23 protein-coding genes are annotated in these 22939 nt (G+C 42.5%); 2 read left to right on the forward strand and 21 right to left on the reverse strand.

What is annotated here, in order from left to right; all coding sequences use genetic code 11:
* Nucleotides 1-20 precede the first annotated feature (20 nt).
* From DWW43_RS03265 to DWW43_RS03275, 3 genes are all read right to left on the reverse strand, one after another.
* Entirely contained in the window at nt 21-1229 is a 1209-nt protein-coding gene (locus tag DWW43_RS03265) for a type II secretion system F family protein (protein WP_119962718.1), read from the reverse strand.
* A 183-nt stretch (nt 1230-1412) separates the two neighbouring features.
* On the reverse strand, nt 1413-2474 hold the full coding sequence (locus DWW43_RS03270) for a type IV pilus twitching motility protein PilT (RefSeq protein WP_084770790.1): 1062 nt from the start codon (nt 2472-2474) through the stop codon (nt 1413-1415).
* A 186-nt stretch (nt 2475-2660) separates the two neighbouring features.
* Nucleotides 2661-4379, reverse strand: coding sequence for an ATPase, T2SS/T4P/T4SS family (locus tag DWW43_RS03275; protein ID WP_119962719.1), 1719 nt, complete (start codon nt 4377-4379; stop codon nt 2661-2663).
* Between the two features lie 147 nt (nt 4380-4526).
* Here DWW43_RS03275 and sigK point away from each other — a divergent pair, with 147 nt between their 5' ends.
* Nucleotides 4527-5207 carry an RNA polymerase sporulation sigma factor SigK gene (sigK, locus tag DWW43_RS03280; protein ID WP_008403039.1) on the forward strand — a complete coding sequence of 227 codons (681 nt, stop codon included), beginning with the start codon at nt 4527-4529 and terminating at the stop codon, nt 5205-5207.
* 5 nt (nt 5208-5212) lie between these two features.
* Here the strand turns inward: sigK and DWW43_RS03285 are convergent, their stop codons facing one another.
* The 9 genes from DWW43_RS03285 to mtaB form a co-directional block, all read right to left on the reverse strand.
* Nucleotides 5213-6442: a U32 family peptidase gene (locus DWW43_RS03285; RefSeq protein WP_008403038.1), complete on the reverse strand. Its 1230-nt coding sequence runs from the start codon at nt 6440-6442 to the stop codon at nt 5213-5215.
* Nucleotides 6443-6524: 82 nt separating this feature from the next.
* Entirely contained in the window at nt 6525-7181 is a 657-nt protein-coding gene (locus DWW43_RS03290) for an O-methyltransferase (RefSeq protein WP_008403037.1), read from the reverse strand.
* The gene (locus DWW43_RS03295; protein WP_008403035.1) at nt 7178-7666 is read right to left on the reverse strand and encodes an endolytic transglycosylase MltG; all 489 of its coding nucleotides are present in this window, start codon (nt 7664-7666) and stop codon (nt 7178-7180) included. Before DWW43_RS03295 ends, DWW43_RS03290 begins: the two co-directional genes overlap by 4 nt.
* Nucleotides 7667-7724: 58 nt before the next feature.
* Nucleotides 7725-8060 carry a YlbF family regulator gene (locus tag DWW43_RS03300; protein WP_008403034.1) on the reverse strand — a complete coding sequence of 112 codons (336 nt, stop codon included), beginning with the start codon at nt 8058-8060 and terminating at the stop codon, nt 7725-7727.
* Between the two features lie 59 nt (nt 8061-8119).
* Nucleotides 8120-9784, reverse strand: a complete 1665-nt coding sequence (locus DWW43_RS03305; protein WP_008403032.1) for a ribonuclease J — start codon at nt 9782-9784, stop codon at nt 8120-8122.
* A gap of 4 nt (nt 9785-9788) precedes the next feature.
* Nucleotides 9789-10061 carry a DUF1292 domain-containing protein gene (locus tag DWW43_RS03310; protein ID WP_008403031.1) on the reverse strand — a complete coding sequence of 91 codons (273 nt, stop codon included), beginning with the start codon at nt 10059-10061 and terminating at the stop codon, nt 9789-9791.
* Between the two features lie 20 nt (nt 10062-10081).
* The gene (gene ruvX / locus DWW43_RS03315; protein ID WP_021943459.1) at nt 10082-10519 is read right to left on the reverse strand and encodes a Holliday junction resolvase RuvX; all 438 of its coding nucleotides are present in this window, start codon (nt 10517-10519) and stop codon (nt 10082-10084) included.
* 91 nt (nt 10520-10610) lie between these two features.
* A complete protein-coding gene (locus tag DWW43_RS03320) occupies nt 10611-10874 on the reverse strand; it encodes an IreB family regulatory phosphoprotein (protein WP_008403029.1) in 264 nt (87 codons plus the stop codon).
* 153 nt (nt 10875-11027) lie between these two features.
* On the reverse strand, nt 11028-12347 hold the full coding sequence (gene mtaB / locus DWW43_RS03325; RefSeq protein ID WP_008403028.1) for a tRNA (N(6)-L-threonylcarbamoyladenosine(37)-C(2))-methylthiotransferase MtaB: 1320 nt from the start codon (nt 12345-12347) through the stop codon (nt 11028-11030).
* 113 nt (nt 12348-12460) lie between these two features.
* Here mtaB and DWW43_RS03330 point away from each other — a divergent pair, with 113 nt between their 5' ends.
* Entirely contained in the window at nt 12461-12697 is a 237-nt protein-coding gene (locus DWW43_RS03330) for an HPr family phosphocarrier protein (protein ID WP_044946242.1), read from the forward strand.
* 197 nt (nt 12698-12894) lie between these two features.
* On the opposite strand, the gene thiI is transcribed toward DWW43_RS03330, so the two are convergent.
* From thiI to DWW43_RS03375, 9 genes are all read right to left on the reverse strand, one after another.
* On the reverse strand, nt 12895-14082 hold the full coding sequence (gene thiI / locus DWW43_RS03335) for a tRNA uracil 4-sulfurtransferase ThiI (RefSeq protein WP_119962720.1): 1188 nt from the start codon (nt 14080-14082) through the stop codon (nt 12895-12897).
* Nucleotides 14083-14171: 89 nt separating this feature from the next.
* On the reverse strand, nt 14172-15317 hold the full coding sequence (locus DWW43_RS03340; protein WP_119962721.1) for a cysteine desulfurase family protein: 1146 nt from the start codon (nt 15315-15317) through the stop codon (nt 14172-14174).
* Nucleotides 15318-15319: 2 nt separating this feature from the next.
* On the reverse strand, nt 15320-16066 hold the full coding sequence (locus DWW43_RS03345; protein ID WP_119962722.1) for a 16S rRNA (uracil(1498)-N(3))-methyltransferase: 747 nt from the start codon (nt 16064-16066) through the stop codon (nt 15320-15322).
* A gap of 24 nt (nt 16067-16090) precedes the next feature.
* Nucleotides 16091-17053, reverse strand: a complete 963-nt coding sequence (gene prmA, locus DWW43_RS03350) for a 50S ribosomal protein L11 methyltransferase (protein WP_119962723.1) — start codon at nt 17051-17053, stop codon at nt 16091-16093.
* 11 nt (nt 17054-17064) lie between these two features.
* Nucleotides 17065-18231 (reverse strand): molecular chaperone DnaJ, encoded by a 1167-nt coding sequence (gene dnaJ / locus DWW43_RS03355; protein WP_044946265.1) that lies wholly within the window; start codon nt 18229-18231, stop codon nt 17065-17067.
* A 115-nt stretch (nt 18232-18346) separates the two neighbouring features.
* Nucleotides 18347-20194, reverse strand: a complete 1848-nt coding sequence (gene dnaK, locus DWW43_RS03360) for a molecular chaperone DnaK (RefSeq protein ID WP_008403021.1) — start codon at nt 20192-20194, stop codon at nt 18347-18349.
* A 72-nt stretch (nt 20195-20266) separates the two neighbouring features.
* A complete protein-coding gene (gene grpE / locus DWW43_RS03365; protein ID WP_008403020.1) occupies nt 20267-20932 on the reverse strand; it encodes a nucleotide exchange factor GrpE in 666 nt (221 codons plus the stop codon).
* A gap of 11 nt (nt 20933-20943) precedes the next feature.
* Nucleotides 20944-21975: a heat-inducible transcriptional repressor HrcA gene (hrcA, locus tag DWW43_RS03370; RefSeq protein WP_119962724.1), complete on the reverse strand. Its 1032-nt coding sequence runs from the start codon at nt 21973-21975 to the stop codon at nt 20944-20946.
* A gap of 116 nt (nt 21976-22091) precedes the next feature.
* Nucleotides 22092-22898, reverse strand: a complete 807-nt coding sequence (locus DWW43_RS03375; protein ID WP_119962725.1) for a hypothetical protein — start codon at nt 22896-22898, stop codon at nt 22092-22094.
* Nucleotides 22899-22939: the final 41 nt, after the last annotated feature.

Consider the following 22939-nt stretch of genomic DNA (forward strand, 5'->3'; position numbering starts at 1 on the left):
ATTATGTATTATGTATTGTATTAATACTGATCCATCGCATCGTACATGCTCATGATAGGACCATATACAGCTGCTACAATCATACCTACGATACAGGCAAGTACAACCATGATCAACGGTTCCATTGCTGCCGTTAATTTATTAGTAGCTGCTTCCACCTCTTCGTCGTAGTAGTCGGCAACCTTACTGAGCATCTCCTCGATATCACCGGTCTCTTCACCGATCTTTGTCATCGCTGATAACATCGGCGGAAGAACCTCCATATCCTTTAATGGTTTTGAGAGCGGGATACCCTTTGCAACCTGTGTCTTTGCATCCATCAGGCCATCACGTATGATCTTATTATCCATCATCTTCGCTACCTGTTCTACAGCATCGATCATAGAGATACCGGATGCCATCAAAGTGCTCATGGTTCTTGCGAATCTGGAGCAAGCTGATTTGATCGTCAGGTTTCCGAATACCGGAGCCTTGATCGCGATATTCGAGAAGAACTGTTCACCAACCGAACTCTTCTTGAACGCCTTACAGGCAAACACGATCGCTGCTACAACAATGATCAATATGTACCATTTATGAATAATGAAGTTACTTGCCGCAACCATCATTCTTGTTGCAAGAGGAAGCTTTGTTCCCATGTCTTCAAACATACTGGTGAAGTTCGGGATAACCGCGATCATAACTACGATTACCACGATGATCATTACGATAAATACTACGATAGGATAAACCATCGCGCCCTTGATCTTACTGGATAATGCATTATCCTTCTCAAAGTGTTCTACCAGACGATCCAGGCACACCTCTAAGTTACCGGACAACTCACCGGCAGCTACCATGTTGATCATGATTGGAGGGAATACATCCGAGTTTACTCGAAGGGCATCTGCAAGAGTACCACCTTTTTCAACATATGTTTTCGCATCCATAACCGCACGCTTCAGTGTTGGATTCTCGATCTGGTCGCCCATCAGTTCCAATGCGGAAATGATCGTAACACCGGCTTTTATAACAGCTGAAAACTGTTTACAAAAGACACCCAGGTCTCGTGATTTTACTTTCTTCTTAATTAAACCCCCTGAAAATGGATTGTTCTGCTCTGTCAGGCTCATGATCGAATAGCCATCCGACTTCAGCTTTTTCTCCGCTCCATCTCTGTTTGGGGCCTCGATGGTACCTTTTTTATTCTTACCATCTTTGTCAACAACCTTGTAGTTAAATACTGCCATTGTTTCTCCTCCGACCCTGTCATATTTCTTCCGTGATCATATCTGACCACACCCTTTATGCGTCTTTAAGCGCATAAAATCTCATTCATATAGATTATATAATACTATAATTTGCTACCATAATCAATATTTTCTTATGTCCGCCAGTTTTTTTGTGAGATTTGCACAAAACTGTTATACATTTTACTGTCCGTTAATCTTCTTTCTGAGGTACTGCTGATCCTGTGCATATGTCATTGCCATCTCTCTGGTTATAGTTCCCGCAGAGAACAGATCGTACAGTGCATCATCCATCGTAATCATTCCAAGCTGTCTGCTTGTCTGAATCGTCGACTGGATCTGATGCGTCTTTGCTTCACGGATCAGACTCCGTATAGCAGGAGAAGCAAGCATAACTTCAAAGGCCGCTACTCGTCCCTGACCATTTGCCGTAGGCAGAAGTGACTGTGATATAACGCCTTCAAGAACCATCGCAAGCTGTACACGTACCTGCTGCTGCTGGTTTGTAGGGAAGATATCAATGATACGGTCGATCGTACTTGCCGCGCCGATCGTATGCAGAGTCGAGAAAACCAAATGTCCTGTCTCGGCTGCAGTGATCGCTGTTGAAATGGTCTCAAGATCTCGCATCTCTCCTACCAGAATGATGTCAGGATCTTCACGAAGGGCTGCACGAAGTGCATTCGCATAGCTGAGTGTATCCATACCAACCTCTCGCTGATTTACGATCGCCTTGTTGTGATGATGGATATACTCGATAGGGTCCTCCAGTGTGATGATATGATCTGTCAGGTTTTCATTTGCTTTATTTATAATAGAAGCAAGTGTTGTTGATTTTCCCGAACCGGTAGGTCCCGTTACAAGTACAAGTCCTCTCTTTCTCTTATAGAGATCAACAACCTCTCTCGGAATACCAAGCTGATCAGGTCTTGGGATCTGTGTCTCAACTCGTCTGTAAGCCGCCGCCATATTACCGCGATCCATATATACGTTCACACGGAAACGTCCGGTCTCCGGTGAGTCAAACGAGAAATCGACCTCCCCTCTGTCCTTTAAGATTGCTACATGTCTTTCTTTCATGGTTGCTCCGATCGCTTCTGCCGCATCAGCAGGTGTAAGCGGAGGAACTTCAACTTCTGTCAATCGTCCATTAATTCTGAGCTTTGGTGGTATTCCGACTGCAATATGTACATCAGATGCCTTCGCCTCAACCGAGAATGCCAGGAGTTCCTTCATATCCAGCATATTGTTTCCTTCCTTTCCTTGTTGCATTTCATAATTTCAATTTATTTTTACAGAGTTATGTATGTAAGTTCTTCTCTGTTAAAAATCCGTTTGGATTATTTCTTTGTTAAAAACATCCCATTTTCAAATGAACACTCTAATATGAATGTTTTTATACCTTTGCATGTTTTAATGTCTTTATATCATTTAATATTCGTCACCGGTTGTATAAACGATCTTCTTCATCTCCGAAAGTGATGTGATACCGTTTAATACATGCTTTGCTGCACCCATCTTCAGTGTAAGCATTCCTTCTGATAATGCCTGCTCCTCAATCTTATCCGCCGTCGCTCCGGTCGAGATAACTGCCTGTAATGCCTTTGAAACCGGCATCATCTCATATACACCGATTCGTCCTGCATAGCCGGTATCATTACAAAGCGGGCATCCTGCAGGCTCATAGATGATTACGTCTTCTTCATCAGCCGGTACGCCAAGTACCTGTCTCTCATCATCTTCTATAAGTCGTGGCTGTTTACAGGTTGGGCACAGACGTCTTACCAGTCGCTGTGCGATAACACCTACAACCGCATCACCTACAACGTAAGGCTCGATACCCATATCTTCCAGACGAGTGATCGTAGATGCTGCCGAGTTTGTATGGAGTGTTGATACAACCAAATGTCCGGTGATAGCCGCCTGAACCGCGATCTGGGCAGTCTCACCATCTCGAATTTCTCCGATCATTATGATATCCGGATCCTGACGAAGAATAGATCTAAGCGCTGCCGCGAATGTCATATCTGCTTTATTATTTACCTGTACCTGGTTGATACCGTTGATATTCGCCTCGACAGGGTCTTCTACCGTGATAATATTAACATCTTCTTTGTTCAACTCACTTAATGATGTGTACAGTGTAGTTGATTTACCGGAACCGGTAGGCCCTGTAACAAGGATGATTCCGTGTGGGTTACTCAGGATTCCATCAAATACTTTGATCTCATCCTCATCAAGTCCAAGACCGCTCTTCGGCTTGGTCAGTCCGTCTTTAGAAGTAAGTCGCATAACCGTCTTCTCACCGTATACTGTCGGAAGGATAGATACACGGACATCGAACTCTCGTCTGTCTACGAAAATGGTAATACGACCATCCTGTGGTTTTCTCTTCTCTGCGATATCCATTCCGCCTATGATCTTGATACGGGCTGTAATACCTGCCAGAATACTGAGGTCATATGACATTACCTGCTTCAACGCACCATCAATTCTGTATCTGACACGAACGCTGTTCTCCAGTGCTTCGATATGGATATCGGATGCTCTCTGTCTTACACCGCCCTCAATGATCTGCTTAACCAGAAGAACGATAGGTGAATTATCAATATCTTCGTTTGTTTCTTCTTCATCTCCGCCACCAAGTGCATCCGCCTGTTCCTGACGATACATCTCAGCCGCTTCCATCGCTTTTGAGCTTCCATAATACTTGCCGATCGCATCATTGATCTGTTCCTCCGTTGCGAGCATCGGCTCTACCTGCATATTTGTTACAAGTCCGATATCATCAATCGCATTGATATCCATCGGATCAGACATAGCAAGTTTTAATATATTCGGGTTTTCCGGATCGATCTCGATAGGAATAACCTTATATTTTGTAACCATATTCTCAGGTACCATATGAATAACTTTATCTTCGATCTTGGCACCTTTCAATTCTATGTAATCAATACCTAACTGCTGTGTTAGAAGAGTAATAAGGATCTCGTTACTGATCATTCCCAGATCTACGAGAACATTTCCGAGCTTCCCGCCGTTCTCTTTCTGATATGCCAGAGCCTCCTGTAACTGCTCCTCTGTAATTGCTCCTGCTGCTACAAGGATATCTCCAATTCTAATCTTTTTTCGGCCCATTCCTAATCGCATACTGGTCTGTCCTCCTACACTTTTTAAATATACGAACACTCATTTAGAGATTATAGCACACCCTGGTAAAAAATTAAACATTTTGAACAGATTTTGGTCAATTTTTTTTGATTTTTTTCACATTTTAACAAGTTTTCTTTTTGGGATATGCACGTTCTTTACAGTTTCATCATAAAATATATACAAATCGCTGGAGCAGAAATTGATGTGCAGACATTTAAAAAGCCTCTCTCACCAAAAGAGGAAGCATATTTTCTGAAATTATGCAAAGAAGGCGATCCCCGGGCCAGAAAAACTCTGATTGAATATAATATGCGGCTGGTTGCCCATATTGCAAAAAAATACAATGGGAGCCACGAAAATGATGATCTGATATCCGCAGGCACGATCGGACTGATCAAAGCCATCGACACCTACGACTCAAAAAAAGGAAAACGACTGGTCACCTATGCATCCCGATGTATTGAAAACGAACTTCTGATGCTTCTCCGTCAGAACCGAAAGCACGCCCGTGAAGTATCCTTGTTTGAACCCATCGGCACAGACAAGGAAGGAAACGAGATCAGTCTGATGGATATCATCAGTCCCGATACTCCATCCATTCTTGATTCCATGGTACATGATTATAATCTGAAACAGCTTCCGGATTGTATGCTGCACCACCTTACAAAACAGGAAATGGTGCTCCTGTCCAGACGTTACGGTCTGTCCGGTGAAGCACCATGTACTCAAAAAGAAATTGCCTCCGCAATGGGCATTTCCAGATCATATGTTTCCAGGATCGAGAAACGTGCATTGCTCAAGCTTCGCAAAGCTCTCGAAACCTGACCTCCCTATTCCTGCCGTCTGAGTATCATCCCCGCTGATACCGGGCGGTCAAGTCTTACATAGAGCTGCATCTTCGGATGCGGTGCAGACTCCATTTTCTCCATCTTGTCATTGTAGATTTCTTCTACCCGGCACGAGATATTTGTGCCGTCAAAGTCCATTGCCTCTATCATCTCTCCAACAGAAAACTTATTCTTCTGTTCAAATACCGCAAGTCCGTCTTCTGTCACCAGCTGCACATTTCCGATATAAGTATAATTCTTGATATAAGTATTGTTATCATAGATCTGAGAGTCACTATCTGTCTTTCCGAAATAAAATCCAGTTGTGAACTGTCTGTATGTGCATTTTGCTATCTCTGATTTATAATATTCCATATTCGACCTGTAAAGCTCCGGCGACTCCATATAATCATCGATTGCCTTTCTATATGTTCTGGCAACCGTTGCAACATATAGCGCAGTCTTCATTCTGCCCTCTATCTTAAAGCTATCGATACCCGCATCGATCATCTCGGGAATGTGTTCTACCATGCAGAGATCCTTTGAGTTAAAGATGTAGGTTCCCCTGTCATCCTCATTAACCGGCATATACTCACCCGGTCTTGTCTCTTCTACGATGTGGTACTTCCATCTGCAAGGATGTGTGCACGCACCACGATTCGCATCTCTGCCTGTAAAGTAACTACTGAGCAGGCATCTTCCCGAATAAGAAATGCACATAGCTCCATGCATGAACGATTCAATCTCCATATCATCCGGAATATGATCCCTGATCTGTCTGATCTCAGCAAGCGACAGTTCTCTGGCTGTAACCACGCGTTTTGCCCCAAGCTTATACCAGAAGTTATATGTCAGATAATTGGTGTTATTTGCCTGCGTACTGATATGAAGCTCCATATCCGGCATAGTTTCCTTTGCGAGTGTAAAGATACCGGGATCAGACACCAGAACAGCATCCACGCCGGTATCCTTTAACTGTTCAAAATATGTTTTCATTCCATCGATATCATAATTATGTGCAAATATATTCGCTGTCACATACACTTTTGCGTTTTTTGCATGTGCATATGCTGCTGCTTCTTTCATCTCATCAATCGAGAAATTATCTGCTTTCGCACGAAGCCCATATGCCTGTCCGCCGATATAAACCGCATCGGCACCATAATCTACCGCAACCTTTAAAACTTCAAGACTGCCTGCCGGAACAAGCAGTTCCACTTTACGATCTGTCATTTATCCAATCCTCTTTTCAATTCTTATTTATCTTCTTTCATTCTGTAATATCATACACCAACCGCGCATATTCATATGTCGATTATTTACAGCATTCGTCTTTTCGTACAGACAGGCTCATTCCGTCCCCAATATTTAAAATAGCTGTTTCAAGCCGTTCATCATGTTTTAATTCATACAGATATTCTCGCATTCTTGCATGAATCGTCCGATTTCTTCTCGTTACCGCGAACCTGGATTCAAGCACGTCTCCATCCTGTAATACATTATCACACAGCAGGATTCCTTCCGGAGCAAGTAATGGGATCGTTTTTTGAAAAAAGCTTCCATACTGTCCTTTTGCCGCATCCATAAACACCAGATCAAATGATCCCTGTAATGTCGGAAGGATCTCGTTTGCATCCCCCTCCAATAAGGTAATCCGATCTTCAGCCTGTGCAAGTCTTATATTGGCCTTTGCCTTTTCTATTCTCGGTCGATAGTTCTCTATCGTTGTAATATGTCCTTCTTCTCGCAAAAACCTGCTCATAAAAATAGCAGAAAAGCCGACCGCCGTTCCTATCTCCAGTATATTTACCGGTTTCTTTATCATCATCAGAAGCTTGATGAACTCGCCTGCTTCTCTACGGATGATAGGAACCTCCTGCTCTTCTGCTTCTTTTCTGATAGCAGTTATCACATCGTCATAATCACTGTTAAATGAATTAATGAAGGACGCAATTCTTTCATCTGTTATCATTCACTTTTCTCCGTTGTATCATTTTCCGACTTGGCATCAGTCGTGCTGTCCGACGTCTTATCTTTTGCCTTTTCTTCCTTTTTGCTTTCGGCTTTTTTCTCCTTCTCGTCCAGCTTGCCACCCGTTATCACGGTTATGATCTCGTCATTTGTATAGTTCGGAGCAATCTCATACGTTCCCGGCTGGATCTTTGCTGCATAAGAACCGATTCTGATACGAATCATCAGTGCATATGCATTCTTTACAACTCCGGCATCATCTAATGTCTCACAGACATCTTTGATCGATGAATCCGGAAGTATCGTAACTGCTACTACCTTTGTATCCGCCTTATCTTTGCAACTGTTACTTGCAAACACATCATAAGCAAAGCCGAATCCGAACGCAAACACCTTAACCAATATAAACAGGATAAATACATTCACAAGTAAACCGACCGAGAATCGCAGTACTCGTTTCATTGTCAGTGCTCCATCTATAGCCATATCTTAATCTCCTTATCCATTCGTGCCTTCAGACACTACGTAACTGTTGTAACATATCCTACTGCTTTATGTCAACATCCAGCCCATCAGCTATCTCATCATACATTGTTTTCAGCATCCTGCAAAGCTTTCGTTCTGCCCGAAGGAAATCATTTACAATAGTGTCATGAACGATCGGATCATATTCCTCGAATAATGCAACTACCTCATCATAAGGATTATCATTCGAAGCATTGTTCTGAATATCCGAGTTCTTCTTTTTGAACTCATTCAGCCCCCGAAGCAGATCCGGATGTTCGTATAATCTTTCGCGGCACACCAGATAGTGCCTGTAGAATTCCGATTCCTTTATCGTTTCATTCAGTTTTTTACTGAGTTCAACAACATCGCTCATTGTTCATTCCTCTTTTCTTCTTAGCCTATACCCATGCATGAGGTAATTATCAAAGCGTCTTATACTTCTGTAATGATCGGAAGGATCATCGGGCTTCTCTTCGTCCGTTTCCACAGGAATTCACTCAAGGAATCCTTGATCGTCGTCTTGATCTTGCCCCAGTCTGTAACATTCTTACGCAAGCATTTCTCCAATGCTTCCTCCACTACTGCACGACAGTCCTCCATCAACGTCTCCGATTCTCTTACATATACAAATCCTCTGGAAACAATATCCGGACCCGCTATCAGGTTATTGCTGTATTTATCAAGTGTCACCACAATGATCAGCAGACCGTTCTGTGACAGAAGCTGTCTGTCTCTTAAAACAATGTTACCGACATCTCCGACTCCAAGTCCGTCGACAAAGACTCCCTGTGCCGGAACTTTTCCGGTCACCTCAAGCTTATCTTCGCTTACTTCCAGAACATCTCCTGTTGTCAGAATCTTGATATTCTCTTTCGGAATACCCATCTCCTGTGCCAGCTCTGCGTGGCGTTTCAGATGCCTGTACTCACCATGTACCGGTATCGCATATTTCGGTTTTGTGAGCGCATAGATCAGCTTCAATTCCTCTCTGCAGGCATGTCCCGATACATGTGTGTCTTCAAAGATTACATGGGCGCCCTTCATTTCCAGCTCATTGATCACCTTGAATACTGCTTTTTCATTACCCGGGATCGGGTGTGAACTGAATATGACCACATCTCCCGGCATGATCGAGATCTTGTTATGGATTGACGCTGCGATTCTTGACAGAGCCGCCATGTTCTCACCCTGACTTCCTGTCGTGATCAGAACAAGCTTCTCATCCGGATAATTCTTGATCTGACTGATATCTATCAATGTGTTATCCGGTATATCGATATAACCGAGCTCGGAAGCCGTACTGATGATATTCACCATACTTCTTCCTTCGATGATTACTTTTCTTCCATACTTATATGCTGAATTGATGATCTGCTGCACACGGTCTACATTCGATGCAAATGTAGCTATGATGATTCGATGATTCTGATTATCATTGAACAGATTATCAAACGTTCTTCCTACTGTCTTTTCTGACTTTGTGAAGCCCTCACGTTCTGCATTTGTGGAATCTGCCATCAATGCCAGAACACCTTTTTTGCCAAGCTCTGCAAACCGCTGAAGATCGATCATATCTCCAAATACCGGTGTATAATCAATCTTGAAATCTCCGGTGTGGACAAGCAGTCCTGCCGGCGTATAGATCGCCAGTGCTGCGGAATCAGCAATCGAATGGTTTGTCTTAATAAATTCTATGCGAAATTTTCCAAGAATGATATTCTGTCCATATTTTACAACCTTACGTCTGGTGTTGTTCATCAGATTATGTTCTTTCAGTTTATTCTCGATCAGTCCCATCGTAAGCTTTGTTGCATAAATCGGCATATTGAGTTCTTTCTCAATGTAAGGAATGGCTCCGATATGATCTTCATGACCATGGGTAACCACAAGCCCTTTGACTTTGTCCGCGTTTTCCTTAAGGTAAGTGACATCCGGTATTACAAGATCGATTCCTAACATATCGTCCTCAGGGAATGCCAGACCGCAGTCAATGACTATAATAGAGTCCTCATACTCTATTGCGGTAATGTTCATTCCAATCTGTTCCAATCCGCCCAATGGAATAATCTTTACCGCATCGCTATTCAATTTTTTCAATGTTCTATACCTCCAAATCTACGTCCTCTAGCAGCTCTTCAAATATCTTCATAACTGCTTCTAATTCTTTGTCATCTTCAACGATGTCAAATGCTGCCATCTCACCTTCACTGTCTGAAGCATTCTCCTTCAGTATCAGGAAAGAACCATCATCTTCATCGTCTCCGTCTTCCGTAACAAGCAGATAATTCACTCCGCCAAGAGTCGTCTGCTCCATAACAGAAAAAGCAACTTCATTGCCATCTTCATCTGTAAATACTATGCTGTCGTTTTCCATTTCTGTTCTAATCCTTTCGACTATTCGGTCTGCCCTTCATGAGCCTGACTGTCAAGATAATTCTGCAAAATAACCGCAGCGGCCATCTTGTCTACATACTGTTTCCGATTTTCTCTTCTGACTCCGGTATCCATCAAAATCCGTTCTGCTTCTACCGTAGAAAGTCTTTCATCCCACAGGATAACCTCAAGGCCTGTTCTACGTTCCAGATCTTCCTTAAACTGTTCGGTCGCTTCTGCACGTTCTCCAATCGTATTATTCATATTCTTCGGATATCCGAGAACGATCCGTTCTGCCTGATATTCCTCAATAATACTCTCTATTCTCGCAAGTGTCTGTCGAAGTTTGTTTGCTGATTTTCTTTCTATTGTTTCAAGTGGCTGTGCCGTGATCATCAGCGCATCACTGACCGCAACTCCTACTGTCTTTGTTCCGTAGTCCAATCCAATTATCCGCATATTCTTATCCTGTTCTTCTCTCCATGTAATCCGAGCTTTTTTCGATGGGATTTTTTTCATCCGACCCCATCATTTTCGACACGATCCCGATCTACTTGATCAGATTATTCTTAATGTAATCTTCAAACAGAACTTCTATGATCTCATCCCGCTCTGCTTTCATGATCAGACTTCTTGCATTCTTATAGCTGGTGATATATGTAGGATCACCGCTCATAATATAACCGACAAGCTGACTGACCGGATTATAGCCTTTTTCTGTCAGTGCTTCATATACCTGTCCTATGATCTGTGTTACATCTATCGTGTTATCCTTCAGCTGTGCAATATGTTGTGTATTCTCTTTGTTATTCATATACTCACATCCTTACTTTTATCAAGTGCCATCAGCATCTTTGCATAAAAACCTTACCCTATAATAATATAAACCCATGCAAAATTCAACCTAAAGCCGCATATTTGTATATGTTGTAACGCATTTTGCGCATAATCCGGCTGTGCAATCTGCTCATTCCACGCCCACACCGTATGGAATCTTCACCACATGATTAATGATATCTGTCTGCCGGTCACAGATCCTGTGCATGCATTCTTCCTCCACAAAAATATCCATATATCGTTCCGTATGTCCACGATATCCGTCTTTTCCCTCTCTCCGGACTTTTTCTTCAACAAGAACATCGAGATTTTCTCCCCGGAAGGACGCTTCATATGCCTGTTTGTTCCTTTCGGATAAAGCCAATAGAACATCGCTTCTTTGATTTTTAATCTCAGGCGCAACCTGATCCTTCATTCCGGCAGCAACCGTTCCCTGTCTTGGCGAGAACTTAAATATGTGCATCTCGTACAAATTAAGCTTCGTCAGATAATCCACCGTCTCCCGAAACTCTTCTTCCGTCTCCCCCGGGAATCCTACGATTACATCCGTAGTCAGTGCCGGGCGGTCAAATGCCTTACGAAGCATCTCACATTTTTCAAAGTATTCTTCGCAGGTATACTTCCTGTTCATCCTTTTTAATACTGTATTACAGCCACTTTGCAGACTTAAATGGAAATGCGGACACACCTTTTCATTATCCACAATGCGGTCTATAAATTCATCTGTAATAATACTAGGTTCCAGCGAACCAAGACGGATTCTTTTAATTGATTCGATTTTTGAGATTGCATCAATTACATCTGCGAGTCCTACCTCATTTTCCTTATCCTTACCATAAGAGGAGATATGGATACCTGTCAGAACAATTTCTTTTACTCCGGTCAACGCCAGTCGTTCAACTTCTTCTATAATGGATGCGATGTCCCGGCTCCGAATCCTTCCTCTGACGTAAGGAATAATGCAATAAGAGCAGAACTGGTTACAACCGTCCTGAATCTTCACATATGCCCGTGTATGCTCTAAAGTACTGTTAATGGTCAAAGGCTCATATTCTTTTTCCGCTGATATATCGAGCATACCTTCATCTGTCACGCCTGCCTGCAGATAATCCTCCAGAATCCGAACAATATCTTTCTTTTTATTGTTTCCTATAATAATAGATATACGATCATCTTCCATCAGCTTATCCTTTGCAGCCTGAACATAACAGCCCGCCGCTATTACGACTGCATCCGGATTCAGTTTCTTCGCTCTGTGTATCATCTGTCTGGATTTTTTATCTGCCATATTTGTAACAGAGCATGTATTTATCAGATATACATCTGCTTTTTCTTCGAAGGAAACAGCCGTCATTCCGGCCTCTTTTAAGAGTTCGATCATGCCATCTGTCTCGTATTGATTTACCTTGCAGCCCAGTGTCAGAGGGGCTACTGTTTTTCCCTTCAGCATTCCTTATTTTTCCTTTCTTATTATTGACTTTTCCCTCTCCAAAAGATATTATAAATATATAAACATCCGCGGTCGTTATGGCTCCGGATAATCTAACTTTTAGGAGGGTAATCATGAAAGCATTAATGGTTTCTTTAAATTCAATCGATAAGGTAAAAGCATTCTGTAACGAAATTGCAAAATTTGACGCAGAATTCGATCTCATCTCAGGACGTTATGTTATTGATGCAAAATCAATTATGGGTATATTCAGTCTTGATATTTCAAAACCAATTGAATTGAACATTCACGCTGATGAAAAGGATCTTGCTGATATTCTTGCAGCAATCAAGCCTTACGTTGTTGAATAATCATAATCGACTATTTGCATACATACAGAATGCCTGTTTTGACAGTCATTCTGCATAAAAAAGCTTGCCGCCTTTATAGTGGCAAGCTTTTTTCATGTTATTCTGTCATGAGTACAGTTCACTCCTTGCATTCCGCAAAATCAACATCCTGGCGAGCAAATAATTTTGCATGTGTTGCATAATGTCTCTGCTTCACCTTATCTCTGTGCTCTGCACATTACAGTCTCAACAGACTCTAACGCTTTTTCATATAACGGCTCGATAATGCCGGCAAGCTTTGCTTCTGATTTCTCGATCGCAGATAATATCGGTTTTGTTACCGGGTGCTTTGCTACAAATGTTGTACAGCAGTCCTCATAAGGAAGGATCGATGTCTCATATGTTCCGATTTTTTCCGATATATCAACAATCTCCTGCTTGTCCAGTCCGATACACGGACGGAACACCGGCAATGTACTGACATCATTGATAACAGCAAGACTGAATACCGTCTGGCTGGATACCTGCCCGATACTCTCACCTGTCACCGTACACTGACAGTCATTTCTCTTTGCCAGTTCTTCTGCAATCTTGATCATATAGCGTTTCATAATGATCGTAAGCTCCTCGTGCGGGCAATTATCATAGATCGCCATCTGAACATCCGCGAAATTTACAACATGCAACTTGATCGCACCTGCATAATCCGCAACCAGACATGCCAGATCAATTACTTTTTCTTTGGCACGCTCACTGGTAAATGGCGGTGCATGGAAATATACAGCCTCCATCTGGACACCGCGTTTTGCGATCATATAGGTTGCAACCGGGCTGTCAATTCCACCGGATAATAATGCCATTCCCTTTCCGTTTGTGCCGACAGGAAGTCCTCCCGGACCCGGAATCGTGATCGAATAAATATATACCGTCTTCCGGATCTCTACATTAATGATCTCATCCGGTTCATGAACATCAACGGAAGTATCCGGGAATGCCTCTAACAGATAATGTCCGAGCTCTGCATTGACCTCCATCGAAGTCATAGGAAAGCTCTTATCATTTCTTCTTGTATTTACTTTAAAGGTAAAGTTCTTCTTACGATATGCCTTATCCACATATTCGATCACCTTTTCTTTGATGGCTTCAAATGATGTATCTTCCTCTACCACGATCGGACAGATTCCCACGATACCGAATACCTTGGTCAATGCACCCACTACATCTTCATAATCATAGTCTGATTTTGCTTCGATAAAGATTCTTCCCTGTTCCTTACGGATATAAAAATCACCGTAATTTTTAATCTTACGATTAATGTTTTTTACAAGGATATCTTCAAATATATACCGGTTTTTACCTTTTGTACCGATCTCGGCATATTTGATCATAAATGCCTTATACTGCATATGCTTCTCTCAACCTCCGATTTTCATTCTATTTATTTGTTCTTCGCCTGTTTTATACTATTATAATCAAACCTTCCATTCGTTTGACGCTACTTTTTTCTGACATATTTTCTATATACCGGCAGGATCTCTTCTATCACATCTGCCGCATAGTCTGCCTGTTCCACTGTGTTCTCTGCCGAAAAACTGAAACGGATCGTGGATTCCAACCGATCCTTCGGTAACCCGATCGAAGCTAATACATGGCTGACTGCCGGTTTATTCGACGAACATGCCGATCCGGAAGAAACATAGATTTCCCGTTCTTCTAATGCATGCAGCATCACTTCGCTTCGAACACCAACAAATGATACACTTAGGATATGTGATGCTTCCCCTTCATTGATATATACATCCGGAAGTGTCTTTAGCCGTTCGGTCAGACGGTCTTTCACCGCCCTCATACGAACAGTTCTGGCTTCCAGATCTTCATAAACCATCTTTGTTGCCAGTCCCAATCCTGCAAATCCCGGAACATTCTCTGTGCCGGATCGCATTCCGCCCTGCTGTCCGCCGCCGTATATGATCGGCTTCACCTTCGTACGGTTCTTGATAAACAACGCTCCGGTTCCCTTTGGTCCATGTATCTTATGCCCGCTTACGGACATCAAATCGATCCCCATCCGTTTCGGGTAAATGTGATATTTGCCAAATGCCTGAATCGCATCCACATGAAAGAGCGTCTTTGGATTCTTCTCTTTGATAATCTCTGCAATCTCCTGAATCGGTTCTACTGTCCCGATCTCGTTATTTACATACATAACAGACACAAGAATCGTATCCTCATTCACTTCCTGTTCCAGCTGTTCCAAATCCACAATTCCGTGGTGATCTACATTCAGATATATGATTTCAAATCCAAGGCTCTCCAAAAATGCCATCGTACTTGATACCGATGCATGTTCCACCTTTGTTGTTATGATCCGGTTTCCGCTTCTTTTATTTGCAAGCGCAGTCCCGATCAACGCAAGATTATTGGATTCCGTTCCGCCGGAAGTCAGTACGATCTCTTTGCTGTCTACCTTCCATTCTTTTGCAAGAATCTCTTTCGTCTCCTTGATATAGTGTCCTGCATCCAAACCTTTCTGATGCAGGGAGGAAGGATTACCATAATCTTCTTCCATTAATTTTACCACCAGATCTTTTACTTCCGGAAATACCTTTGTTGTTGCTGCATTATCAAAATATGCTTCCATCTCTATCTATCCTCTTCCAGTTCAAACATTATGATCGACATAACCGCCATTCCCGCTGTCTCGGTACGCAGAATCCTGTGTCCAAGCGTAACCATCTTCGCGCCCATGTCTGTCGCTGCCTCGACTTCTTCTCCGGCAAATCCACCTTCCGGACCTATAAATATACCAAGACTTTTCTTTCCCTTGATCGATGCAAAGACCTCTTTCGAATATGCAACTCCTTCTGCTTCTTCATACGGGATCATATTCATATCAAGCTCCTTTGCCATAGCAAGAGCCTCTTTCCATGTTACAGGAGCAGTTACCTCCGGGATCACACCTCTGCCCGACTGCTTCGCCGCCGCAAGTGCGATCGCCTGATAACGTTCCGTCTTCTTTCCTGCTTTCTTTGCATCCAGCTTGACAACCGTCCGTTTCGTCATGACCGGTACGATCCTTGTAACGCCAAGCTCTACCGTTTTCTGGATGATCCACTCCATCTTATCCGCTTTCGGAAATCCCTGAAACAACGTAATCTCTGTTTCAAGTTCTGCAAAATTATCACATACATCCAGAATATCTGCAACTACTTTTTCATGATCCATAACTGAAATCTGGCAGCGGTAATCTCTACCCCTGCCATCACTTATTATGATCTCATCATTTACTTTTAAACGAAGAACATTCTTAATATGATTGACATCCTCACCGGTAATATCAATGCTCTTATCAAATACCCTTCCATCAAAATCTACAAAAAAACGATTCATCTTCCCAATCCTGTCTCTTTATGACTAATCATCCTTCTCAGCTACAAAACTGATCCAGTCTTTCATAGAGACAGTATCCACTATTCTGAAGTGATTGTCAAGAAGTGCCTGTCTGACCTCGTCTTCTTTTGTATTGATAATTCCGGAACAGATAAACTTCGCATCATCCTTCATAAACTGCTGCACAACACCGGAAAGTGGGATGATTACATCCGCCAGAATATTTGCAACTACGATATCATACTTCGGTTCGATCGACTGAACAAGCTCTTTATCCGCGAGTACATTACCACAGAGAAACCGAACCTGATCTTCTGTAATATGATTGATATCCCTGTTCTCGATGCTGACATGAACCGCAGTCTCATCAATATCGATTCCGAGAACCTCTTTTGCGCCAAGATTACTACATACAAAGGAAAGGATCCCGCTTCCGCTTCCACAGTCAAGAACCAGATCTCCTTCTTTCATATATTTCTTCAGCTGTCCGATACATAATCTGGTCGTCTCATGGGAGCCGGTTCCGAACGCCGCACCCGGATCAATATCGATCACAATATCATCATCTGTCACATCAGAAGGTGCATCCTCCCATGTCGGTTTGATAACGATATTGTCATACAGACGAAACGGCTTAAAATATGCCTTCCAGTTGTTCATCCAATCCACATCTTCCGTCTCGGATTCTATGATATTGCAGGCTCCAACCGGAATAAATTCCGATAACCGTTCCAGTTCATTTTTTATCTTGGTCTTTATCTCTTCCTTGTCAAAGGAATCATCCAGATAGCAGGAAACCTTTGCTGTTCCGTCATCCGTCGGCATCTCATCCGGCAGAAGATCTACAAACATAGCTGCCATTTCTTCATCTGTCAGAGGCACATTGTCATCGACTTCTATACCCAAAACGCCTTCCTCATCGAGGAAGGCGCTGAGTAAATCGACAGCCTCACACGTTGTTTCAATCGTGATTTGTGTCCATTTCATAATCTATTTACCTATTTCTTCTTTCTTTTTTTGTGATCTCCAAACGAAAATGATGTTCCTACCGAATCTGTTGCAGGTCTGGTCTCAACCAATGTTGCCTGCTCGTATTCATTCAAGATACGCTTCTGTTCTGCAGTCAGCTTCTCAGGAACCTGTACAACCAGTGTTACATAATGATCACCACGCTGAGTAGGATTCTTCAGGTTTGGCACACCTTTTCCCTTCAGCTTAACCTTGGTATCGGTCTGTGTTCCTGGTGGAATCGTGTAATCAATTTCTCCCTCGATCGTATGGATCTTAATATTTCCACCCAGTGCTGCCTGTGTGAATGAGATCGGTTCGGAGGAGTAAAGATTGTATTCCTGTCTCTGGAACTTCGGATGACGATCAACAAGGATCGTAACATGAAGATCTCCTCTTTCACCACCATTAAATCCAGGTTCACCTTTTCCTTTGATACGGATATTGGTTCCGTTATCTACTCCAGGCGGAACAGCGATCTGAATCTTCTTTCTGCTCTTTACATAACCGGTTCCCGCACAGTTGCTACATTTATATCTAATGATCTTACCGGATCCGCCACAGTCCGGACAAGTCGATACATTTCTTACTACGCCAAACAAGGACTGCTGTGTTGTAACGATCTGACCTTTTCCGCCGCATTTGCCACAAACCTCCGGCTGATGTCCCGGCTGTGAACCGGTTCCCTTACATACTTCACATTCATCCTTTAACGGAAGATCCAGTTCTTTCTGTGTACCAAATATTGCTTCCTCAAAAGCAACTCTGATCGTTGTCTTGATGTTAGCACCCTTTACAGGTCCGTTTGAATTTCTCTGTCTGCTTCCACCACCGAACATATCTCCGAAAATATCTCCGAAAATATCTCCCATATCAGCAAAATCAAAGCCGCCGAAGCCACCAAAGCCACTGCCGCCGGCATTTGGATCAAATGCCGCATGACCATACTGATCATATTTTGCTCGCTTCTCCGGGTCACTAAGTACTGCATAAGCTTCCGCTGCTTCTTTAAATTTTCTTTCAGCCTCCGCATCGCCCGGGTTCATATCAGGATGATATTTCTTGGCTACGACACGATATGCTTTTTTTATCTCTGCCTCTGAGGCATTCTTGGTTACACCAAGGACCTCATAGTAATCAGTTTTTGTTTCTGCCATAACTTTTAACCTTTCATCTGCGATATACATTCATATCCACAGTAAAACAGGAAACCTTTTTCCCGTTTTACTGCCAGATATTTACTATAGACTACATTTCATATTATTTCAAGGCTTAAACCTCTGTGAAATCTCCATCTACTACATCACCCTCTGAAAAGTCCGGTGTACCTGTACCTGTTCCTGCATTTGCTCCAGGACCATTCTGCTCATAAAGCTTAGCAAACAGATTCTGAGCACTTTCCATAAGCTTATCCTTAGCAGCCTTGATCTTATCCACATCAAGATCTGTCATATTCTCTGCATCCGTGCTTTCAATTGTTGACTTTAATGAGTCTAAGTCAGCCTGTACGGCAGACTTATCTGCATCTGAAAGCTTATCTCCGACTTCATTCAGTGCTTTTTCTGTCTGGAATGCAAGTGCATCTGCTTCATTTCTTGCTTCAATGCCTTCCTTACGTTTCTTATCCTGTGCTTCGTATTCTGCAGCTTCTTTTACTGCTCTCTCGATATCATCATCTGAAAGTGATGTACCGGAAGTAATTGTAATGTGCTGTTCTCTTCCTGTTCCGAGATCCTTAGCAGATACATTTACGATACCATTCGCATCGATATCGAATGATACTTCGATCTGAGGAACGCCTCTTCTTGCAGGAGCGATACCATCCAGTCTGAAACGTCCAAGACTCTTATTATCTTTTGCAAACTGTCTTTCACCCTGTACTACGTTGATATCAACGGCATCCTGATTATCCTGTGCTGTTGAGAAAATCTGGCTCTTCTTTGTAGGAATTGTAGTGTTTCTCTCGATCAGATGTGTTGCGATACCACCCATGGTTTCGATAGAAAGTGTAAGTGGTGTAACATCAAGAAGAAGGATCTCACCGGCACCGGCATCACCTGCAAGCTTACCGCCCTGGATAGATGCACCGATTGCAACACACTCATCAGGGTTGATACCCTTGAACGGCTCTTTACCTGTTAATCTCTTAACTTCTTCCTGTACAGCGATGATACGTGTAGAACCACCGACTAATAATACCTTATCAAGATCTGCTGCAGTAAGTCCTGCATCTTCCAGTGCTGTCTGAACAGGTACCTTTGTTCTGTCAACCAGATCTGCTGTTAACTCATCAAATTTTGCTCTTGTCAGGTTCATATCAAAATGCTTTGGACCATCCTGGTTTGCTGTGATGAAAGGAAGATTGATATTTGTTGTCATAGCAGATGAAAGCTCTTTCTTTGCCTTCTCTGCTGCTTCCTTCAATCTCTGCATAGCCATCTTATCGCCGGAAAGGTCGATACCCTCTGCCTTCTTGAATTCATCTAACATATACTGTGTAACAGCATTATCAAAGTCATCACCACCAAGCTTATTATCACCGGCTGTTGCCAATACTTCAATAACGCCTTCACCGATCTCAATGATAGATACATCGAATGTACCACCACCTAAATCGTATACCATGATCTTCTGTTCCTGTTCATTATCAAGACCATAGGAAAGAGCTGCTGCTGTAGGCTCGTTGATGATACGCTTTACATCAAGTCCTGCAATCTTACCGGCATCCTTTGTTGCCTGTCTCTGTGCATCTGAGAAATAAGCAGGTACTGTGATAACGGCCTCTGTAACCTTCTCACCGAGATATCCTTCTGCATCGGATTTCAGTTTCTGAAGAATCATAGCTGAAATCTCTTCCGGTGAATACTTCTTGCCATCGATCTCTACTCTGTAATCTGTACCCATATGACGCTTGATGGATGAAATTGTCTTATCTGCATTTGTAACTGCCTGACGTTTTGCAGGCTCACCGACTACTCTCTCACCTGTCTTTAAGAAACCTACTACAGATGGTGTAGTTCTCATACCTTCTGTATTCGCAATAACAACAGGCTTACCACCTTCCATTACTGCTACACATGAATTTGTTGTACCTAAGTCAATACCAATTATCTTACCCATGATTATATTCCTCCTAAATAAAATTCTGTTTTCTTAATTTAATAAAATTTATATGCTATAGTCATTTGACTATTAGTTTGCAACCTTTACCATGCTGAATCGTAATACCTGATCCTTATACATGTAACCACGCTGCATCTCTTCGACGATCACGTTCTCTCCGTAATTCTCATCCTCTACATGCATTACTGCATTGTGGAACGCCGGATCAAACTGTTCACCCTCGCAGTTCATCGGGGTAACGCCGATGGATTCCAGTGAAGTCATAAGTGATTTGTAGATTTTATCAACTCCTGCTTCAAATGGTCTGTCTTTATCCTCTTCCGGAATTGCTGCAATCGCTCTTTCAAAGTTGTCAACTACCGGAAGTAATTTTCCAAGAACATCCTTCGCTCCGAAATCATACATTTTGGATGACTCCTTTTCATTTCTCTGACGGATATTCTCGCACTCTGCAAGAAGACGTTTATATTTGTCTTCTGCATCCTGACAGCGCTCTTTCAGTTTATCATTTTCTTCTCTTAAAGCCTTACTGCCGCGTCTGTTCTCTTTTGCAACCGGCTTCGGTTTTGCTGCTTCCGCCTGCTCTTCAGGGACATCCACGGTTTCTGTAACATTCACATCTGTAGTTGTTGTTTCTGCAGTATCTGTTGACTCTGCTGTAACTTCATCTACAATTGTTTCTGCTGCCTTTTCATCTGTCTTTACTTTCTTAGTATCTTTCTTGGTGTCTGCCATTATCGGACCCCCTATTCGTTATTATTAAATATATCATCCAATTCATCGGTCAGATTTTTTAACATCGTAACGACTTTCTTATAGTCCATACGTTTCGGACCGATGATACCTATAGTTCCTTTTGCGCCTTCCGGCATCTTATAAGTTGCCGTTACAAGGGAGCAATCTTTCAGATCCTCACTGGAATTCTCATCGCCGATTCGGATCTCTATATCAGAGTTATCTTTATTGATAACTTCTTCTACATATTTTACAAATTCCTCTTTGTCTTCTATATCTTCAAAAGTTCCAAGCAGTTTTTCTGCTGTTGCCGAATCCATCAATTCAGGATACTTTAACATGTTGGTCGCTCCGCTTGTATAAACCTTCAGGTCATCCGCTTCATGAATAGCTTCCATGATTCCCTGAAAGATGGTTTCTAAGATATCCGCATATTCACCTGCCTGCATCTTCATCGTCTGTATCAGTTCCAGATTAATATCTTCTAATGCAGCTCCCTGAAGGAACGTGTTTAATAAAATATTGAATTTTAAAATCTCGTCATTCTTCAGATCGTACGTGGTATCGATCAGCTTATTCTTTACGATATTTCCATCCACCATGATCACCGCAAGAAGCTTTGACTCAGCAACCTTGGAAAGCTGTATAAACTTCACGGTATTATTATACTGAGGTGTGGTAACCAGTGTGGCATAATTCGTATTTGCCGCTAATACCCGGGCAACCTGCTTCAGCATCTTCTCCATTTTATCAACTCGTTCAAGAAGATTTCCCTTCTCTGTCTCAGCCTCTATCTTCTCATTCATAAGGCTGTCAACATAGAACCGATATCCTTTGTCCGTTGGAATTCTTCCTGCAGATGTATGCGGCTGACATATATAACCCATGTCCTCCAGATCAGACATCTCATTCCTGATCGTCGCCGAACTTAAGTTCAAATCTGTATACTTTGAAATCGTCCGCGATCCTACAGGTTCTCCGGTCTCTAAATAATTGGAAACGATAGCTTTCAGAATTTTGACTTTTCTTTCGTCAAGTTCCATCTGCTCATCCCTTTCATTTTGTTAGCACTCAAATACTCCGAGTGCTAACCACTAAAATTAATCTAACACCCACTACCTTGTTTGTCAACATTTATTTTGAAAAAAATCAAGAAAATTTATAATTTTTGAGCTTTGAAAAAATGAATGCCGAGTCCTGTAGAAATCACGGCATATAAAAGACTGATGATAATCGCAGCTACCGCATCTGTTCCGTTAAATGTAAGGTCACTTGTCATACCGAGAAGCTGCACGATCCAGATGTTATCCGACCACGCCGGCAGATTAAACAGATCCACAAGGACACGAACTCCGGGTGTAAATAACAGCACCAAAAGAACCGCGGCAGTCATAGACAAAACCGAATGTCTGATCAGTGAAACCAACATAAATGCAAACATTGCACAGGCTCCGATCATTATAAACTGCAGCACTATCGCAAGCATTGTTTTTCCAATCCGGGAAGCTTCTGAAGCTTCAGGGACATTTCTAAAAAACAAAGCAGCCGCAATCCCTGAAATCAGAATATATTCCAGTAAGATCCCCCATACATAAGTAACTGCCGCCAGCACTCTGGCAATATAACAGGCCGCTCTGCTTTTACTTCTCTGCAGCTCGCAACGTATGGTATTCTGTTCGTAGTCTTCGGATATATGAAGGATAACCGGAAACATCATAAAAAGGACCAGAAGCTCCGAAGCAGAAAAAGCCGATGCAATATAAGCGATTCCGTCCATCTGACCTTTGATCGCTGTAATCGTCTGTTCTGAAAAGCCTGCTGCCGCCAGGAAGTCGCTGCTTACCCCTGCACTTACATAATGAAGAAAAGCTGCTACAAGAATCGCAAACGGAATCACCAGAATCATGATCATTCTGCCATAAAAGCTTTTGCCATATCGAAATACTTCTGCTCTGTAAACATTCATACTGTTGCCTACGCTCCCTCTAAATAAGAAATAACCGGATT

It is taken from the genome of Clostridium sp. AF15-41 (assembly GCF_003604095.1).
Classification (GTDB): domain Bacteria; phylum Bacillota; class Clostridia; order Lachnospirales; family Lachnospiraceae; genus Coprococcus.

Bases quoted from the DNA above. Each gene is read 5' to 3' on its own strand.
- DWW43_RS03265 (WP_119962718.1), bottom strand. From the start codon at position 1,229: ATGGCAGTATTTAACTACAAGGTTGTTGACAAAGATGGTAAGAATAAA.
- DWW43_RS03270 (WP_084770790.1), bottom strand. From the start codon at position 2,474: ATGCTGGATATGAAGGAACTCCTGGCATTCTCGGTTGAGGCGAAGGCA.
- DWW43_RS03275 (WP_119962719.1), bottom strand. From the start codon at position 4,379: ATGCGATTAGGAATGGGCCGAAAAAAGATTAGAATTGGAGATATCCTT.
- sigK (WP_008403039.1), top strand. From the start codon at position 4,527: ATGCACGTTCTTTACAGTTTCATCATAAAATATATACAAATCGCTGGA.
- DWW43_RS03285 (WP_008403038.1), bottom strand. From the start codon at position 6,442: ATGACAGATCGTAAAGTGGAACTGCTTGTTCCGGCAGGCAGTCTTGAA.
- DWW43_RS03290 (WP_008403037.1), bottom strand. From the start codon at position 7,181: ATGATAACAGATGAAAGAATTGCGTCCTTCATTAATTCATTTAACAGT.
- DWW43_RS03295 (WP_008403035.1), bottom strand. From the start codon at position 7,666: ATGGCTATAGATGGAGCACTGACAATGAAACGAGTACTGCGATTCTCG.
- DWW43_RS03300 (WP_008403034.1), bottom strand. From the start codon at position 8,060: ATGAGCGATGTTGTTGAACTCAGTAAAAAACTGAATGAAACGATAAAG.
- DWW43_RS03310 (WP_008403031.1), bottom strand. From the start codon at position 10,061: ATGGAAAACGACAGCATAGTATTTACAGATGAAGATGGCAATGAAGTT.
- ruvX (WP_021943459.1), bottom strand. From the start codon at position 10,519: ATGCGGATAATTGGATTGGACTACGGAACAAAGACAGTAGGAGTTGCG.
- DWW43_RS03320 (WP_008403029.1), bottom strand. From the start codon at position 10,874: ATGAATAACAAAGAGAATACACAACATATTGCACAGCTGAAGGATAAC.
- mtaB (WP_008403028.1), bottom strand. From the start codon at position 12,347: ATGCTGAAGGGAAAAACAGTAGCCCCTCTGACACTGGGCTGCAAGGTA.
- DWW43_RS03330 (WP_044946242.1), top strand. From the start codon at position 12,461: ATGAAAGCATTAATGGTTTCTTTAAATTCAATCGATAAGGTAAAAGCA.
- thiI (WP_119962720.1), bottom strand. From the start codon at position 14,082: ATGCAGTATAAGGCATTTATGATCAAATATGCCGAGATCGGTACAAAA.
- DWW43_RS03340 (WP_119962721.1), bottom strand. From the start codon at position 15,317: ATGGAAGCATATTTTGATAATGCAGCAACAACAAAGGTATTTCCGGAA.
- DWW43_RS03345 (WP_119962722.1), bottom strand. From the start codon at position 16,066: ATGAATCGTTTTTTTGTAGATTTTGATGGAAGGGTATTTGATAAGAGC.
- prmA (WP_119962723.1), bottom strand. From the start codon at position 17,053: ATGAAATGGACACAAATCACGATTGAAACAACGTGTGAGGCTGTCGAT.
- dnaJ (WP_044946265.1), bottom strand. From the start codon at position 18,231: ATGGCAGAAACAAAAACTGATTACTATGAGGTCCTTGGTGTAACCAAG.
- dnaK (WP_008403021.1), bottom strand. From the start codon at position 20,194: ATGGGTAAGATAATTGGTATTGACTTAGGTACAACAAATTCATGTGTA.
- grpE (WP_008403020.1), bottom strand. From the start codon at position 20,932: ATGGCAGACACCAAGAAAGATACTAAGAAAGTAAAGACAGATGAAAAG.
- hrcA (WP_119962724.1), bottom strand. From the start codon at position 21,975: ATGGAACTTGACGAAAGAAAAGTCAAAATTCTGAAAGCTATCGTTTCC.
- DWW43_RS03375 (WP_119962725.1), bottom strand. From the start codon at position 22,898: ATGAATGTTTACAGAGCAGAAGTATTTCGATATGGCAAAAGCTTTTAT.